The following is a 17367-nucleotide window of genomic DNA, read 5'->3' as shown; positions in this document are numbered from 1 at the left end:
TATGAGATATTCTTTCTAATCAATACTGGAAAGTATTAGACAAATACTGTAATATAAGTGGGGATTAGTTAACTTGATTAAGATTTATTGTTATGTGAAAGGGCAATTATGACTACATTAAAAAATTCAGTAAGTAAGAAAGTAAATAATTTATCTCCTGCTCAACTCATTGTTAGTTTTTACTTTATTGCTGTCGTCATTGCAGTAAGCCTGCTTAGTCTACCGGTTGCAAGGTACGAGGGAGTGGATTGGAGCTTTATCAATGCGCTCTTTACAGCAGTCAGTGCAGTGAGCGTAACAGGCTTAACAGTGTTAAATACAGTAGAGACGTTTACAGTGCCGGGAATCTTTATATTGGCGTTTGTTCTACAATTCGGCGGTGTGGGGGTAATGGCAGTTGGTACTTTTATCTGGCTTATCTTAGGACGTAAAATAGGTCTTAAAGAGAGAAGGCTGATGATGATTGACCAAAACCAGTCGAATCTGTCAGGAATCGTTAAGCTGATAAAGCAGATTCTTTTTTTGATTCTCACGATTGAATTACTTGGAGCACTAATATTAGGTACTTATTTCTTATCTCATTTTGATACGTGGCAAGAGGCGTATTTTCAAGGTTTTTTTGCTTCAGTGAGTGCGACGACTAATGGCGGATTTGACATTACCGGTCAATCACTCATTCCTTTTGCAAATGATTACTTCGTACAATTCATTGTCATGATCTTAATTACTGCCGGTGCGATCGGTTTTCCGGTGTTGGTAGAAGTAAAAGAATTCATCATGCATAAAAATGGAAGATTCCGTTTTTCTTTATTCACGAAAATTACATGCATAACGTTTGCTTGTTTAATTACTCTTGGTGCTCTTGCTATCATAATACTGGAATCAAACGCTTATTTTAAGGGAATGAGTTGGCATGAGTCCTTATTTTACGCATTGTTCCAGTCTGTTACTACAAGAAGTGGAGGCCTTGCGACTATGGATGTCAGTGAATTTGGCCTTTCTACTCTCTTAGTTATGTGTGGGTTAATGTTTATTGGTGCATCCCCAAGTTCCGTTGGTGGAGGTATTAGGACCACCACATTTGCATTAAATATTTTATTTTTATTTCATTTTGCAAGAGGAAATAAAAATATTAAAATTTTTGGAAGAGAAATACATGAGGAAGATATTATTAAGTCGCTAGTCGTACTTTTGCTAGCCATATTAATATGTTCATCCGCTATCATTATACTGAGCGTCACGGAAGAATTTGCGTTGATACAAATCATATTTGAAGTCTGTTCAGCTTTCGGAACAACTGGACTTTCAATGGGGATTACCCCTGATCTATCTACAATAGGCAAGTTTATCATTATTTGTTTGATGTTTATTGGTAGAGTGGGATTGCTTACATTCCTTTTCATTCTTGAAAGCAAACAAAAACCGCCGAACTATCATTATCCGATAGAGAGAGTTATTATTGGATGACGCATAAACAATAAAAAAAGAGACCTAAGTGGGTCTCTTTTTTATGAGATTTTAATCTCCATCATAACTAACATCTTTATCTGGGTGTGTAAAGGGGAAACCTTGTGGCTTTTTTGATTTTTCAATAAGCTCGCGGTTTTCTGCTGAGTTCCACCCGATATCGTTTGTTGGATGTACCCATTGGTCCCCTGCCATTATGGCAGGATCCACTTCGTCGCTCCAGTTATTTAGAGGAGAATCTTCTGAATTGTATTTGCTGTCACCGATCACGATGCCATGTTCGTTAACAAAAGGTGGTTGCATTTTTTTATAGGAGCCTTTGAAAGAAGGGGAGTTGATCTGATGCGGCATTGTTTCTTCCATGTATGGAACATCCACTTCCAATGACTTATGTTTATCAGACATTGATTTCACCTCCGAATGTATAGTTTTAGCATTTCATTAAAATAAATAAGTATGTATGAAGAAAAGTAGGAGGGAAGAAATATGACGAAAAAATTTGAAATTGCCAACCTGTCACAGGATAAACTTGATCGCATTGCAGAATATGAACAAAAGCTTAGGGAAGAAATGGGCGAGGAAATAGTTTTGATTGCATATGAAGAATGTGAACAATAACAAAGGGGCAATCTATAAACACGGGGGTGATTGCATTGACAAAGAGGAAAGTTGCACATGATGCAGCGAAAAACAATAACAAAACTCCAAAGGAAAGCTTACCTGATACGGAATTCTCTGCTGCATATGATAAAGAGGACATGATCCGAGGCGCAAACCGTAATTCTAAACACGGCAGACAAGGTAAATAAGGGGGCTATATAAAATGGATGCAAAAAAGAAAAAACAAAAACAGGCACATAGTTCGGACCATGCTATTTCTCAAGACAGTTTAAACGAGGAATTTGGTCCGGAATTTGGCGATCCCAATGCTGCAAAAGCATTTGAGAATGCAATAGAGTCTAATAATAAAAAGAAAAACAAGAAAAACTGTTAGCTGAATCAGCTAGCAGTTTTTCTTGTTTTAGATGATAAAGGATAAATTTCTGCTTTGTTGGTGTTTTGATTGAAGTAAACGACAGCATAGCTTTGCTCTTCAACGATTTCACCATGATTAAGGTAGTGTTCAAGATCAAACTGTAGGCTTTCAACCATGGTGTGTTTATATAGTTCTTTTTCGTTCAAGTTATGTGATGCAAATTGGTCACCTAATAACGCAGGGTTTTCCATTACTTGTTTATAAATGTTGGTTCTATCTTCTTTTTGGAGGTGATCCTGCCACCATGGTTTACGTGGCTTGAATTTTTGATGACGTAAATAGTCGTACTTCATCAACGTTTCCATTACGGATAAAGCATATGGCCTTTCTTCATGTAAAAAGGAATACAAACGCTTGTAAAGGTCTTCTAATTGATGGCCAATTCTAGCCCAACCTTGTTTATCCCAATAAGCGCCGAAATCTTGGAAGAAGTCAAAAGGTGTTTCAAACACATGGGTAACCAAGTGTTCTACCGTCGCATCCATTCGGTGGTCGTTCCAAAACTTTTCAAGTACGTCCTCCACTTGCTTAATTCGTATGATGTCATCAAAGCTAAGGATGTTATTTCCAAGAATTTCGTAAGGAGCGTGGTCCATATAAATGTATCCATGATCATTTGAACGGATCCTTAACCCTGTTCCACGCAACATTTTTAAGAAACCAAGTTGCAGCTCTTCAGGACGAAGGGCAAATACATCATTGAACGTCTTCTTGAATGAATGGTAATCTTCTTCCGGCAAACCGGCAATTAAATCTAAGTGTTGATCTATCTTTCCGCCTTCTTTAACCATGGTCACGGTACGAGATAATTTGGCGAAATTTTGTTTGCGCATTACAAGCTCGTTTGTGGAATCATTGGTCGACTGAACACCAATCTCAAATCGGAACAATCCAGCAGGGGCTTCTTGATTTAGGAACTCAATAACTTCCGGTCGCATGATGTCGGCAGTGATCTCAAATTGGAAAACAGTCCCTGGAAGATGCTCGTCAATTAAGAACCGGAACATTTCCATAGCATAGCTTCGACTAATATTGAAGGTGCGATCCACAAACTTAATCGTTTTTGCTCCGTTATTCATCAGGAAACGAATATCATCTTTTACTTTTTCCCGGTCAAAATAACGAACTCCCACTTCAATCGAAGATAAACAGAACTGACAGCTAAAAGGACACCCTCTGCTTGTCTCAAAGTAAGTCACTCGTTTGCCAATTTGTGCTAGGTCCTCCTCAAATCTGTATGGAGATGGTAGTTCTTTTAAATCTACTTTATTTCGTTGAGGAGATATTTTTTTGTGCTCTCCATCTCGATAAGCCAAGCCACTGATGGACTCGAAGTTTCTTTCACCTTCTAATTCTTGAAGCAGTTGTTTAAAAGTAATTTCACCTTCCCCAAGAACGATAAAATCAACGTCCGTCAACCTGTCAAGCCATTCCGACACATCATACGTTACTTCAGGTCCACCGAGAACGAGGATGAGCTCTGGGTTAATTTTCTTCAACATGCTCATAACTTTGATTGTTTCTTCAATGTTCCATATATAACAGCTAAAACCGATAACATCCGGTTTTCTTTGGATAAGGTCCGACACAATATTCATCACCGGATCTTTAATCGTGTATTCAACTAAATCTACTGTATAATCCGGCTCTGCATAAGCTTTTAAGTAGCGAATGGCAAGATTGGTATGGATATATTTCGCGTTTAATGTAGTGGCAATTATTTTCATTATAAATCCATCAAACTCCTATTGAAAAATTCTATAACTAATATAGTTTATCACAATTAAATAAGGTGAGTAATACATTCGTGTCTTTTTCCACGGTCTAGTAAATCTTTCCTCTCTTCCATTATCAACAGGAAATCTGGAATTATTACAAAATGATTTCTGAAATGACTTTTTTATTGCGTTAAATGTAGAACAAAGGAATTATGGTGAGGTATGTAGAAGAATAAAGAGTGGTTGATTAATAATGTTTTTTACTAATTTGTTATCTGTCTGTCGTCAATAATAATAATCTTTGAGAAAAGAATGTAAATATAATAAAAGTGGGGGAAGGTCATGATCCAACACATGGTAAAGGAAGAAACCAGAAAGTTGGAGGCAGAAATAGAAACTCTAACTGACAAACTTCAATTGCTGGAAAAGGAAAACAGGTTTTTGCAACTTACATTTGAACATGCCAATGATGCCATAATTTTATTTAATGAAAATGTTGAATTCTTTCAAGTGAATTCTAAAGCTTGCGAACTGTTTGAAATGCCAAGAGAGGAATTATTAGGTCGAAAATTACATGATTTTCTGGAGCTAATGCCAAAAGAGGAAGTGGAGTACCAGGAAGCGCAATTAACGGAATTAGGAGAGTTAAAAAATGAATTGATTGTCCGTTTAGATAACGGAACAATTAAATTTGTGGAATATTCAGCTGTTCGTAATCCGGACGAAAGCGGGCTGGATATATGTATCATTCGTGACATAACGGCTAAGAAACAATTAGAAAAGGAATCAAGCAAAAGTAAACAAATGTATCATGATGTAATAAATAGAGCGGTGGACGGGATTGTCGTATTTGATAGAAAGGGCTTATTTATCGATGTTAACCCTGCATTCTGTTCTAATTTTGCCATGACTAAAATAGATCTTTTGCAATCAAAATTAGATGACTTTTTGCAAGATGGTTTCCAATATAAGATGACGAAAATTTGGAATCTTCTAGATAGTCATGGAAGGGTTAGGGGCGAATTGCCCGTAGTGCTTCATTCAGGTGAGCATAAAACATTTGAAGTGACCATCACCGCCAATATTTATGACGAGTATTATTTAGCAATAATGAGAGACGTAACAGAAAAGCGCAATATGGAGCTGCAACTCAAAAAAAGCGAAGAGCGTTTTAGAGAGATGTTCCAACATGCTTTAGATGCAATTGTATTAGTAGATAATAATGGGAATATAAAACGAGCGAACCCTGCGGCAAGCAGAGCCTTTGAATTGCCGCTTGATGAATTGGTATGTTCAAAGCTTCATGAATTTGTTCCAAAGAAAGATAAAAGAGTGTTCTCCATTGTAAAACAGTTCGGAGCAAAGGGAGAAATTCGAGAAGAACTCGAGTTCCATATGCCCAATGGACAGAAAAAACTTCTTGAATTCACCGCCAACAAAGGAATTATAGATGGTTACAATATGATTATTTTCCGAAATGTGAGCGAAAGAAGGAAGATGGAGAAAGACTTAAGAGAAAGCGAACAAAAATTTAGAAAGATCTTTAATAATGCCATGGACGGTATCCTTCTATGGGATAATAGATGCGATGTGATAGATGCCAATCCTAATGCAAGCAAAATAATGGGTCTGTCTAAAGAAGAATTAATAAATAATCAGCTTAACTGGTACATTCCAAAAGATCAGCTGAAGGACCTCCAAGCTCAGTGGAGAGAATGTCCAGAAAGCGAAGAGTTAAGTGGAGAATTATGTATGGAAGGGGAGGGTGGAGTACAGATCATTGAATACTCTGCCAAGAAGCATGTTATTGAAGGATTGCACATGACGATCTTTAGAAATATAACCGAAAAAAGGGAGATGGAAGATCAGCTAAGAAAGTCTGATACCCTGACGGTTGTGGGAGAATTGGCTGCTGGGATTGCACACGAAATAAGAAATCCAATGACAGCTCTAAAAGGATTTATTCAACTTTTACAAAACAGCATGAATGAAGACCAATATGGCATGTATTTTGATGTTATCACCTCTGAATTAAAGAGAATTGAATCCATCATTACTGAATTTCTCGTATTGGCCAAGCCACAAGCCATTTCTTATCAAAGAAAAAATATTTCAGTTATTATGAAGGAAACCCTTGATTTGTTAAGTGCACAAGCATCCCTTGAGAATGTGCAGTTTATTAGTTTTATTGAAGAAGGGTTACCGGATATTTATTGTGAACCCAATCAATTAAAACAAGTTTTTATCAATATTTTAAAAAATGCAATAGAAGTGATGCCTAGCGGTGGAACTGTGTCAGTGGATGTAAAAAAGATAGAAGGAGAACAGGTTCTGATTTCGTTTAGGGATGAAGGAATCGGTATCCCGGAAGATAAGTTGAAGAAGCTTGGAGAACCTTTTTATACAACAAAGGAACGTGGAACAGGGTTGGGACTTATGGTAAGCTATAAAATTGTAGAGGAACATAATGGTACCATTGAAGTCAGCAGCGAAGTCGGCAAAGGTACTACCTTCCATATAAAATTACCAATAGGGTCTCCAACTGATCTTTAAATTGGCTGAAAAGAAAGAGGGTATTTAACATGTACCAGTACAGTAGCACACCAACTCCAATCGGTACTATTTACGTAATATGTCGTATGGATCATTTGGTTAGGATAGAGTTTGATGCAGATTTTCTTAATTACAGCAAAGATGGTCTTTACGTGTTTGCCCCTGAAGATCCAACCTGTCAGATGGTGATATCCCAACTTCAAGAATATTTTGCGGGCAGTCGTTCCTCATTTGAAGTACCTTATAATTTGGACGGTACCCCTTTTCAAGAGGAAGTTTGGAATGCGTTGTGTAACATTCCTTATGGTGAAGTGAAATGTTATCAGGATATTGCTATAGAAATTAACAGACCATTAGCAGTCAGAGCAATTGGACAAGCGAATCGAAGAAATCGGCTTCCGATTGTCATTCCTTGCCACCGTGTCATTGGTAAGAATAAAGCGCTGGTAGGTTATGCAGGGGATAAAATTGGAATGAAAGAAGAACTGTTAAGATTAGAAGGCGCATGGGCATAGTGCAAAAAAAATAAAGTTACAACAAGGTACGATAGCATTTATGCTATCGTACTTTTTTATGAAAAAAGAAAGAAAAAAACCCGTAGATTTCCGTTCTTGGCGCTTCGCTTGCCTGCGGGCGGTCCATGAGCCTCCCTTACTGCGACAAGGAGTCCCACCTGTCCCTTCCTCCCGCGGGTTTCTGCGCGGCTTCCACTCGTATCATTAAGGAGACTTCATTCTCTTAAGCGTTTGTGAAAAACATTAAAATGAAATAAATGAAAATGCAGTAACATGTTGTCCTTGTAATTTATAGCTGTTTATTGGAGCAAAAGGCGAAGACTCCTTAGGGAGATAGCGCTAGGTGGAGACCCCCGCAGGCGTTGCCGAGGAGGCTCACGTCAGCCCCTAGGAAAGCGAAGCCGTTTGCGGAAATCAACAGCGGTGAATAACCGACTAACTAAAAAAGACCTGACGTTTGTTTTTTTTTTTCTAAAAGTTGTATGTGTGTATCATTTTTTCTTCTTCTTCATATAATTTACTAAGACTAAAAAAGTTGCTCAAGGGCAAAAATGGAGATGATAAAAATGGGGAAAAATAGTAAGCTCATTTTTTATGCGGAAGTATTAGCCAAGCTTAATATCATTAGTGTGGAAGAAAAAGGATCAATATTAAAGAAAAATGAGAAAAAAGGTTGATTTTACCTTGTTATTAGATTATCATCTAATTAGATGAACATCTAATATAAGGTGAAGGAGTGAACTATTCTGCAACTGGATAAACTCGTTAACTTTTACAAAGTAATGGGAGATACAACTAGAATAAAACTGCTTGTCTTGTTATCCACGGAAGAACCATTAAGTGGACAAGAATTAGCAGAAAGATTAGGGGTAAAGCCCCCGACGATTTCCCATCATATTTCTAAGCTTAAAGAAGTAAGTGCTGTGTACGAAAGAAGAGAAAAAAACACGGTCTATTATTATTTAAATTCAAAGGCTTTAAGACAACATAGTGAAGGTCTTTTTATCGTGTTAGAAAGAAGTGGGAAAGGGGAGAGGACGATGGAAGAGCAAAAAGAGAGGGAGCAGATCTTGCAAAATTTCCTTGCCAAAGATGGGACATTGAAAACCATTCCTGCGCAAAGAAAGAAGAAACTAATTGTTTTTGAACATATCCTAAAAGACTTGGAAATGGGTAAAAAATACAGCGAAAAGGAAATTAATGAACACATCAAACAATTCCATGAGGACTATGCAACGATTCGCAGGGAATTCATTATTAATCATTACATGTATAGAGAAGCAGGAATTTACGAATTAAACCCTGCTGAAATGTGGGCGAAATAATACTTAGAACCCTAAGCTAATAGAACTTAGGGTTCATGAATATCAATCTTCAAAAAGTGTAGGAATCACTTTGGAATAGTTGCCTTTGATGATACCTTTTTCAGTAATGATGGCGGTAATCAGATCATTGGGGGTTACATCAAATGCAGGATTGAATACCGAAATACCATCGGGTGCTATCTGTTTTCCTCCCAAATGGGTGATTTCCTCAGAACTTCTTTCTTCAATTTCAATTTCCTCTCCAGTTTCCTTAGATAAGTCAAACGTCGATAAAGGTGAGGCTACGTAAAATGGAATACCAAAGGCTTTAGCCAGAATAGCGAGACCATAAGTGCCTATTTTGTTTGCAGTATCCCCGTTGGCAGTGATTCTGTCAGCTCCAACGATAACAGCAGAAATTTCTTTGGTCTTAATCGTATGTGCAGCCATGTTATCTGTGATTAATGTTACATCCACTCCTGATTGTTGCAGTTCCCAGGCAGTTAGTCGGGCCCCCTGTAGAACTGGTCTTGTTTCGCAGGCGAAAACACTGATAGGAAATTCATTTTCTTTTGCCAAATGAAATGGAGCTAATGCGGTTCCATATCGTGCAGTGGCGATAGATCCAGCATTACATATGGTCAGGAGCTTATCATTCTTTTGGAACAAGGAGAGAGCATGTTCTCCGATAAGTCTGCATGTCGCTTCATCCTCTAGTTGAATTTGAATCGCTTCATGTACAAGATTTGTTTTTGCTTCGTTCACAGAAGAAGCCTGCATGGATACTTGTACCATGCGGTCTATTGCCCAAAAAAGATTCACAGCAGTTGGTCGAGAAGTCGCCAGGTAATCCCGGTGCTTTTTTAAATAATCTTGAAAATCAAGTAAACTAGTCAAGGTATATGAATTTGCAGCAAGAACAAGGCCGTATGCAGCAGTTATGCCAATGGCAGGCGCACCCCTTACTTTTAAGGTGACTATGGCATCATAGACATCCTGAATGGTATGCAAATCAATGAATACAGTCTCCTGTGGCAATTTTTGTTGATCTAATAAACGAATATATGTGTCTTTCCATTCAACTGATAGCGGTAGATTAGTAGTGACTGTCATAATTCAAACATTCCTTTTTGTATTAATTTCAAGTATTTCTTCTACATCTTGGATATTTCGGATAGTAGGAGCATTTTTAACCAGTGTTTGCCCTAGTAACAAAGCTTGTTGCTTTACTGAAATTCTACGTTCATAAGGCTTAAGGGTATCAAGGTCGGCTACATGAGCCAGCCCAATCGTTCGACGGATAACCTCACATCCGGCAAAGCCAATAGCATCTTTAAAGACTTTTTTCAGGATGAAATCCAAATAGCCTAGTGTTTGTGAGTAATATTCCACACTTTTTGTCTTCCATAAATCTGAGAAAGTGGAAGTGAATCCTTCCCATACTTGATTCAGGTGGGAAGTAATACTAGACCTTTGACTAACATCCCTAGTGATTGCTTGTAATAGGATATTGGCAAAGAACTGCCCAACATCAAAGCCAATCGGTCCGAAGAATGCAAATTCTGGGTCAATAACTTTTGTATCAATATCATTTGCAAAGATGCTTCCTGTATGGAGGTCTCCGTGTAGAAGTGCTTCTCCGTTTGTCAAAAATGTGTATTTCAACTTTGCCACTTCAAGCTTTAGATCCTCATCCTTCCAAATCTCCTCCATTGCATTCAGCAGTTCTGGCTCATAGTCATTAGTCTCACTATTAAAAAATGGATCTGTAAAAACAAGATCTTCCGTAATTTTGCAAAGCTCTGGATTTGCGAATGACTGCTGCAGCTTCTTTTTTTCTTGTTGATTTAATCCAAAATCAGAAGTGTAAAATAGTGTTTTTGCCAAATATTCCCCAATATGATTTGACAAAAGAGGAAAGTCTTTTCCATTAATAAAACCATTTCGAACAATCTCTAAATGGGAAAGGTCCTCCATAATGGTTATCGCTAAAGCTTCGTTCGTATAATAGACTTTTGGAACTAGATTAGGAACCAATGTAGCGGCATTTTTTAAATAATTTCCTTCTATCGTTGCCCTGTGCAAGGTGAGCGGCCAGCTTTCCCCGACAATTTTGGCATAAGGTAAAGCCTGCTTTATGATTATCCCTGTATTATTTTCGTCTCTTATGTGAAAAACCAAATTTAGATTTCCATCACCAATTTCACGGCAATGCAAGCGTGCACCATCTTTAAAAAAATTTAGGTCTTTGGCTAAAGTAATAGCGGATGAATCCGTTAACGGCTCATATTCAGTAGTTGCTGTAATTGTCATAGTCATTACCCCCGTGTCAAAATTATAATGAGCGGGGCGATTATTCATTCAAAAAGCTCTGTTGATTTATAGTGGTCACTAGCTGGTGATTGGAGCAAAGGGCGACGTCTCCTACAGGAGGTAGCGCTTTGCTGAGATCCCGCAGGCAAAGCGAGGCCACTTAAAAAGACTTGATTTTCGTATTTTTATAAACACCGCGTTGATTTCCGCAAACGGCTTCGCTTTCCTAGGGGCTGACGTGAGCCTCCTCGGCAAAGCCTGCGGGGTCTCCACCTAGCGCTATCTCCCTCAGGAGTCTTCACCTTTTGCTTCAATCAACAGCTAGGAATAAATAAAAATTCTACGTTATCAGTTTTTCAGTGGCCTCGGCAAAGCCGAGGAGGCTCAGCAAGCGCCTTTAATAAGAGAAGCCCGGTGCGCAAATCAACAGCGATGTTCCAACAGAGCCATTCAAAAATAAAAGCCCCTTTCCATAAGAAAGAGGCTTGAAGAGTAGACTTCTCCCCTCTTATCTGCCAGAAATAATTTCTGCTGGAATTAGCACCGTGCCTTAAGAACATTTTCGTTCGGCGTCCACACATGTGTAACGCCCTGTCTCACAACAGTATTACGGTCGGTTGCTGGGTTTCATCGGGCCAAATCCCTCCACCTGCTCTTGATAAGAGATCGCAATCATTTAATTGCGAATGTATAAAATTGTTTGAAAATTATTGCTTGATGAAAATAATACCAAGGGGCTGGGAAAATTGTCAATAATTTTTTTGGAATTATTTTTGAACCGATAATTAATTTTTCAAAGAATTAAATCGAATTGTATGAATTGTTTGGTTAAAACCTTGAAAAAATGATAGGCACCTGTTATTATTAAACTATTATTTTTGTTCGTGAATATGGAAAGTCAGAAACACGTTTTCGTCTTGAAATGTTTGAAAGAGCAAGAATAGTAATATTTACGTGGTTTAGCCACAAGGAGGAACAAACATGTTACAAGGTAAAGTAAAATGGTTTAATGCAGAAAAAGGTTTTGGATTCATCGAAGTTGAAGGTCAAGACGACGTATTCGTACACTTCTCCGCAATCCAAGGCGAAGGTTTCAAAACTTTAGAAGAAGGTCAAGAAGTATCTTTCGAAATCGTTGAAGGTGCTCGTGGACCTCAAGCTGCTAACGTTACAAAATAATGCTAGCCAAATAGAAAAGGACTCCATCGCGGAGTCCTTTTTATTTTGAAATTTGAAAGAGTAATACAGTCGATTTCCGTTCCAAGCGCTTCTCTTGGTCCGTGAGCATCCTCCGTTGCGGGGTCTCACCTGTCCCTTCCTCCCGCGGGAGCTAGCGCTAGGTGGAGACCCCGCAGGCAAAGCCGAGGAGGCTCACGTCAGCCCCTAGGAAAGCGAAGCCATTTGCGGAAATCCACAGCGGTGTAATTTAACAAACCTAGATTAATAGTATTGTGGTCTTCTATCTTCAAAGATTGGGATTCTTTTTCTTACTTCTTCCACCTTCGCCAAATCTATCTCTGCTGTAATGATTTCCTCCGATTCTCCAGCCTCCGCTACAACTTCTCCCCAAGGGTCAATAATCATCGAGTGTCCAGCAAAAGCATTTTTCGGATCAGCACCAGAACGGTTACATGCAATGACGTAACATTGGTTTTCAATAGCACGCGCGATAAGAAGGGTACGCCAATGGTCAACTCTTGCCAAAGGCCACTCTGCAACAACAAAGATTGCTTTTGCATCCTTGGTGGTATGCGCACGAATCCATTCAGGAAAACGGATATCATAGCAAATAAAACCTGCACATGTTTGTCCGTCCAGCTCGAACATTCCATCTGTCTTCCCGGGTTGAAGGAAATGATGCTCGTCCATTAAGCGGAAAAGGTGCAATTTGCTATATTCTCCTGCTACTTCTCCGTCTTTATTGACAGTGATCATCGTGTTATAAATACCTTTGTTCGTTTTTTTGGCAACAGAACCGCCAACAATATGCGTTTTTAGTTCTTTTGCAGCCGATTTAAGGAATTTGGTTGTAACAAAACCACCGGAATCTGCTATTTTATCAAGGCGGCCTAGATCATAACCAGTGGACCAAAGTTCAGGAAGAACGATGATATCTGGACGATCTTTGCCTGCTACAGTCAAAAGTTCACATACCTTTTCTATATTTGCTTCGGGATCTCCGAAGGCTACATCCAATTGAATACAAGCAACTTTCCATTTCATTAGTTTATCCCCCCGTTGAAAAAATACTTTACAAGTTGAATCTAACAATATATGATTTGTGACTAGGATTTCAAGAATTTTTTAAGTAGGTGAAAAAGGTGAAAGAATTTAAACAATCTGAATTATTAAATACACTGCCTAAACAGTTCTTTGCTTCATTGGTTGAAAAAGTGGGTAAGGTTGTGGAACAAGGACACGATGTCATCAATCTAGGCCAAGGAAACCCGGACCAGCCAACTCCTGAACATATTGTAAGAGCGTTACAGGAAGGGGTAGAAAAACCAAATCATCATAAATATTCCCCATTTCAGGGGCACCAATTTTTTAAAGAAGCTATAGCAACTTTTTATAAACGAGAATACGATGTTGACATAAATCCAGATACAGAAGTAGCCATTCTCTTTGGTGGGAAGGCGGGACTAGTGGAAATTCCCCAGTGCTTGTTAAATGAAGGGGATACCGTACTTGTCCCAGACCCGGGCTATCCGGATTATTGGTCTGGTGTAGCATTGGCGAAAGCTAAAATGGAATACATGCCTTTAAAAGAAGTATATCATTTTTTACCAAGCTATGAAGACATTAATCCGGAAGTCTTAAAAGCTGCTAAGCTCATGTTCCTCAATTATCCCAATAATCCGACAGGAGCTGTGGCGAATTCTGTTTTTTTTAAGGAAACAGTAGAACTTGCAATGGAACATGATATTTGTGTGGTGCATGATTTTGCCTATGGTGCTATCGGGTTTGATGGTAAAAAACCGCTAAGTTTCTTGCAGACACCTGGGGCAAAAAATGTCGGTATTGAAATCTATACTTTGTCGAAAACTTTTAATATGGCAGGATGGCGTGTGGGGTTTGCAGTAGGGAATGAAAGTGTAATCAAAGCTATTAATCTTTTACAGGATCATATGTATGTTAGTATCTTTGGAGCCATTCAAGAGGCGGCTGCTACTGCATTGTTAGATAAACAAACTTGTGTAGAAGAACTGGTAGATTTATATGAGGAAAGACGTAATGTCCTTATACAGGGGTTGCAGGAAATTGGTTGGGAAGTGAAAGCACCAAAAGGCTCCTTCTTTGCATGGTTAAAAGTTCCTGAAAGCTATACTTCTGAGGAGTTCGCGGACAAACTGCTAGAAGAAGCACATGTGGTTGTAGCTCCTGGTATTGGCTTCGGTACCTATGGAGAAGGATATGTACGCGTTGGCTTATTAACAAGTAAAGAAAGATTACAAGAAGCAGTTCAACGAATCAGAGAGTTAAAGATTTTCTGAATAGTCTGTTGACATAAAGTCAGAATAATGGCATAATCTCAACTAGAATTCAGTAAAATTTTTAGCTGTTGATTGGAGAAAAAGCGAAGACACCTGAGGGAGATAGCGCTAGGTGGAGACCCCGCAGGCGAAGCCGAGGAGGCTCCAGCAGCGCCCCTAGGAAAGCGAAGCCATTTGCGGAAATCAACAGCGGTGAATAATAGAATTTATAAATTTATTTATATTATCCAATCTTATCAAGAGCAGGTGGAGGGACTGGCCCTATGAAACCCGGCAACCGACTTATTCAAGTAAGCACGGTGCTAAATCTTGCAGCAAAATGCTGATAGATAAGAGGACGTTAGATAGACGAGCCTCTTCTTATCGAAGAGGTTTTTTGTATTTTATCATAGATAGAAAGGGTGTACATCATGTCAGAAATTCTAGCAACCTATCTGGTACATGACCAAAAAGGCAATCTCGAAAAAAAGGCGGAAGGAATTGCACTCGGACTTACAATCGGGTCTTGGACAGACCTCCCGCAGCTCGAACAGGAGCAGCTAAAAAAGCATAAAGGCAGAGTAGTTAGCGTGAAAAAACTCTCTTCAAGTGACAGAGTGGATGCATATATAGGAAAAACGGTAACACGCGGCATCGTTCAAATTGCATACCCCAGTTTTAATTTCAGCAATGACCTTCCAGCCATATTAACCACGGTATTTGGCAAGCTATCACTGGACGGGGAGATAAAGTTGATTGATCTTGAATTCAGTAATGACCTGAAGCGAGCATATCCGGGACCTAATTTCGGAATAGAAGGGCTTCGCTCCATAACCGGCGTATATCATAGACCATTTGTCATGAGTATATTTAAAGGGGTAATTGGCAGGGACCTTGCTTATCACACGCAACAGTTGAAGGAGCAAGCACTCGGGGGAGTCGATTTCATCAAAGATGACGAAATATTGTTTGATAACGAACTAACTCCATTTGTCAATAGGGTTACCGAAGGCAGAAGGATCTTAGAGGAAGTGAAAGAGGAGACAGGTCATCGCGCAAGATATGCGGTAAACCTGACAGGCCGTACGCTAGAACTTAAAGATAAAGCGAAAAGGGCTGTAGAATTAGGTGCTGATATTCTATTATTCAATGTTTTTGCTTATGGTCTTGATACACTACAAAGTTTGGCTGAAGACAAGGAAGTATCCATTCCAATTATGGCACACCCTGCTGTCAGCGGAGCGGTGACCCCATCGGAATTTTATGGCATCTCAAATGAACTATTGTTAGGAAAACTTTTACGTTATGCAGGAGCCGACTTTTCCTTATTCCCTTCTCCTTACGGAAGTGTTGCGCTGCCAAAGGAACAAGCACTCGGAATACGAGATGCATTAACGGTATCTGATCATCAGTTTAAAGCGCCCCTTCCTGTGCCATCAGCTGGGATACACCCTGGACTAGTTCCGCTACTTTATCAAGATTTTGGAAATGATGCGGTCATTAATGCAGGAGGAGGTGTCCACGGGCATGAGCTTGGAGGAGCAGCAGGGGTAAAAGCTTTCCGTCAAGCAGTAGATGCAGTTAAGTCTGGGGAATCACTGGCAAGTTACGCACAAAAGCATCCTGAGCTGGAAGTTGCCATTAAGCAATGGGGAAGTGTGGAGGTTACAACATGACAATCAATAAGCAGATGATTTTTTGTGACTTTGATGGAACCATCACTAATAGTGACAATATCATTGCGATCATGAAAAAATTTGCACCAAAAGAATGGGACGACATTAAAAATAACGTATTATCCCAACAAATCTCCATTAAAGAAGGGGTAGGGAAGATGTTTTCCCTACTTCCTACTGCACAGAAAGAGGTTATTTCGGAATATATAGTAGCCCATGCGGAGATACGCGATGGCTTCAAGGAGTTTGTGGCTTACACCAAAGAAGAGGGAATACCACTTTATATTGTATCTGGCGGTATTGATTTCTTTGTGGAACCACTTTTAGCAGGCTTGATAGAAGAAACAAACATCTATTGCAACCGGGCCGATTTTTCAGGAGAAAAAATTAATATCCTTTGGCCGCATGCATGTGATGCGAAATGTAACAATGAATGTGGCTGCTGCAAGCCATCCATTATCAGGAATCTTGCCGATTCAGAAACCTATAAAATTGTGATTGGAGATTCCATTACCGATTTAGAGGCGGCAAAACTAGCGGATCAAGTCATTGCCAGAGACTTTTTGATTAAAAAGTGTGAGGAGCATTCCATCGCCTTTTCTCCGTTCAAAACCTTTTATGATGTAATGGATATTTTAAAGAAACGGGAGGTGACTGCATGAGCCAGTTTTTAAAGAAATGGACAGAACTTTCTGAGGTAAAGGAAGAGTTGGCTTTGCGTGATTGGTTCTTTGGTACAAGTGGAAATCTTTCTATCAAAGTATCAGGTACCCCGCTGCAATTCTTGGTTTCCTCTAGTGGCAAGGATAAAAGAAAGATAACCTCAGAAGATTTCCTGCTTGTGGATGAATTAGGAAAAGCCGTTGAGAATACGGATTTGAAGCCTTCAGCAGAAACATTACTGCACCTCGAAGTTTACCGGAAAACCAAAGCTGGTTGCTCCTTACATGTCCATACGATAGACAATAATGTTATATCTGAACTATACGGTGATCACGGGGAAATTAGATTTAAAGGGCAGGAAATCATTAAAGCATTCGGTATTTGGGAGGAAGATGCAGAAGTAAGAATCCCAATCATTAGAAACCATGCAGACATTCCAACACTAGCAGATGAATTTGCTTCATTTATTGAAGGTGATGTTGGCGCTGTTCTCATCAGAAATCATGGTATCACCGTCTGGGGCAGAACAGCCTTTGAAGCAAAAAAATACTTAGAAGCCTGGGAGTTTTTATTCTCCTATCATTTAAAATTACTAAGTGTAAAAAACTTGGTTCAACCAAAAATATCTATTTAACCCAAGGAGGAATGT

The 17367-nt window shown here is 39.2% G+C and carries 17 protein-coding genes and 2 riboswitches; of the genes, 12 read left to right on the top strand and 5 right to left on the bottom strand.

Annotated elements, in window-relative coordinates; genetic code table 11:
• Window positions 1-108: 108 nt before the first annotated feature.
• A complete protein-coding gene (locus tag AAV98_RS14385; RefSeq protein WP_060666246.1) occupies window positions 109-1467 on the top strand; it encodes a TrkH family potassium uptake protein in 1359 nt (452 codons plus the stop codon).
• Between the two features lie 51 nt (window positions 1468-1518).
• On the opposite strand, the gene AAV98_RS14380 is transcribed toward AAV98_RS14385, so the two are convergent.
• Window positions 1519-1872: a DUF3905 domain-containing protein gene (locus tag AAV98_RS14380; protein ID WP_060666245.1), complete on the bottom strand. Its 354-nt coding sequence runs from the start codon at window positions 1870-1872 to the stop codon at window positions 1519-1521.
• Window positions 1873-1953: 81 nt separating this feature from the next.
• Between AAV98_RS14380 and AAV98_RS20830 the strand changes: the two genes are divergently transcribed.
• Genes AAV98_RS20830 through AAV98_RS20325 form a run of 3 tightly spaced genes read left to right on the top strand, consistent with a single transcriptional unit; the run spans window position 1954 to window position 2461 of the window.
• On the top strand, window positions 1954-2085 hold the full coding sequence (locus AAV98_RS20830; protein ID WP_269433470.1) for a hypothetical protein: 132 nt from the start codon (window positions 1954-1956) through the stop codon (window positions 2083-2085).
• A gap of 35 nt (window positions 2086-2120) precedes the next feature.
• Window positions 2121-2276 (top strand): hypothetical protein, encoded by a 156-nt coding sequence (locus AAV98_RS20600; protein WP_060666244.1) that lies wholly within the window; start codon window positions 2121-2123, stop codon window positions 2274-2276.
• Window positions 2277-2290: 14 nt separating this feature from the next.
• Complete coding sequence (locus AAV98_RS20325; protein ID WP_156317790.1) at window positions 2291-2461, top strand: hypothetical protein; 171 nt, start codon at window positions 2291-2293, stop codon at window positions 2459-2461.
• A gap of 5 nt (window positions 2462-2466) precedes the next feature.
• Here the strand turns inward: AAV98_RS20325 and AAV98_RS14370 are convergent, their stop codons facing one another.
• Complete coding sequence (locus AAV98_RS14370; protein WP_060666243.1) at window positions 2467-4230, bottom strand: B12-binding domain-containing radical SAM protein; 1764 nt, start codon at window positions 4228-4230, stop codon at window positions 2467-2469.
• A gap of 333 nt (window positions 4231-4563) precedes the next feature.
• Here AAV98_RS14370 and AAV98_RS14365 point away from each other — a divergent pair, with 333 nt between their 5' ends.
• The 3 genes from AAV98_RS14365 to AAV98_RS14355 all read left to right on the top strand — a co-directional run bounded on the left by AAV98_RS14365 (window position 4564) and on the right by AAV98_RS14355 (window position 8614).
• On the top strand, window positions 4564-6774 hold the full coding sequence (locus tag AAV98_RS14365; protein WP_060666242.1) for a PAS domain-containing sensor histidine kinase: 2211 nt from the start codon (window positions 4564-4566) through the stop codon (window positions 6772-6774).
• 29 nt (window positions 6775-6803) lie between these two features.
• Window positions 6804-7289: a methylated-DNA--[protein]-cysteine S-methyltransferase gene (locus AAV98_RS14360; RefSeq protein WP_060666241.1), complete on the top strand. Its 486-nt coding sequence runs from the start codon at window positions 6804-6806 to the stop codon at window positions 7287-7289.
• Window positions 7290-8035: 746 nt separating this feature from the next.
• A complete protein-coding gene (locus AAV98_RS14355; RefSeq protein ID WP_060666240.1) occupies window positions 8036-8614 on the top strand; it encodes a DUF2087 domain-containing protein in 579 nt (192 codons plus the stop codon).
• 42 nt (window positions 8615-8656) lie between these two features.
• Here AAV98_RS14355 and mtnA read toward each other — a convergent pair whose 3' ends face one another.
• Together mtnA and mtnK are read right to left on the bottom strand one after the other, a co-directional pair.
• A complete protein-coding gene (gene mtnA, locus AAV98_RS14350; RefSeq protein ID WP_060666239.1) occupies window positions 8657-9706 on the bottom strand; it encodes an S-methyl-5-thioribose-1-phosphate isomerase in 1050 nt (349 codons plus the stop codon).
• 3 nt (window positions 9707-9709) lie between these two features.
• On the bottom strand, window positions 9710-10906 hold the full coding sequence (gene mtnK, locus AAV98_RS14345; protein ID WP_060666238.1) for an S-methyl-5-thioribose kinase: 1197 nt from the start codon (window positions 10904-10906) through the stop codon (window positions 9710-9712).
• Between the two features lie 505 nt (window positions 10907-11411).
• A riboswitch (SAM riboswitch) is annotated at window positions 11412-11571 on the bottom strand.
• A 316-nt stretch (window positions 11572-11887) separates the two neighbouring features.
• On the opposite strand from mtnK, the gene cspD reads away from it, so the two are divergent.
• Window positions 11888-12085: a cold-shock protein CspD gene (gene cspD / locus AAV98_RS14340; protein WP_010192350.1), complete on the top strand. Its 198-nt coding sequence runs from the start codon at window positions 11888-11890 to the stop codon at window positions 12083-12085.
• 261 nt (window positions 12086-12346) lie between these two features.
• On the opposite strand, the gene AAV98_RS14335 is transcribed toward cspD, so the two are convergent.
• Window positions 12347-13129, bottom strand: coding sequence for a carbon-nitrogen family hydrolase (locus tag AAV98_RS14335; RefSeq protein ID WP_060666237.1), 783 nt, complete (start codon window positions 13127-13129; stop codon window positions 12347-12349).
• A 98-nt stretch (window positions 13130-13227) separates the two neighbouring features.
• Between AAV98_RS14335 and AAV98_RS14330 the strand changes: the two genes are divergently transcribed.
• From AAV98_RS14330 to AAV98_RS14315, 4 genes are all read left to right on the top strand, one after another.
• The gene (locus tag AAV98_RS14330) at window positions 13228-14400 is read left to right on the top strand and encodes a pyridoxal phosphate-dependent aminotransferase (RefSeq protein ID WP_060666236.1); all 1173 of its coding nucleotides are present in this window, start codon (window positions 13228-13230) and stop codon (window positions 14398-14400) included.
• Between the two features lie 230 nt (window positions 14401-14630).
• Window positions 14631-14736, top strand: a riboswitch (SAM riboswitch).
• 74 nt (window positions 14737-14810) lie between these two features.
• Window positions 14811-16055 carry a 2,3-diketo-5-methylthiopentyl-1-phosphate enolase gene (gene mtnW / locus AAV98_RS14325; protein WP_060666235.1) on the top strand — a complete coding sequence of 415 codons (1245 nt, stop codon included), beginning with the start codon at window positions 14811-14813 and terminating at the stop codon, window positions 16053-16055.
• Window positions 16056-16057: 2 nt separating this feature from the next.
• Window positions 16058-16717 (top strand): 2-hydroxy-3-keto-5-methylthiopentenyl-1-phosphate phosphatase, encoded by a 660-nt coding sequence (locus AAV98_RS14320; RefSeq protein WP_442853686.1) that lies wholly within the window; start codon window positions 16058-16060, stop codon window positions 16715-16717.
• Window positions 16714-17352, top strand: coding sequence for a methylthioribulose 1-phosphate dehydratase (locus AAV98_RS14315; RefSeq protein WP_060666233.1), 639 nt, complete (start codon window positions 16714-16716; stop codon window positions 17350-17352). Before AAV98_RS14320 ends, AAV98_RS14315 begins: the two co-directional genes overlap by 4 nt.
• The last annotated feature ends 15 nt before the right edge of the window (window positions 17353-17367 follow it).

The organism is Bacillus sp. CHD6a, assembly GCF_001293645.1.
Classification (GTDB): Bacteria; Bacillota; Bacilli; order Bacillales; family Bacillaceae_I; genus Sutcliffiella_A.
Note: the sequence above shows the minus strand (reverse complement) of the source record. Positions and strands in the feature narration are given on the sequence as shown.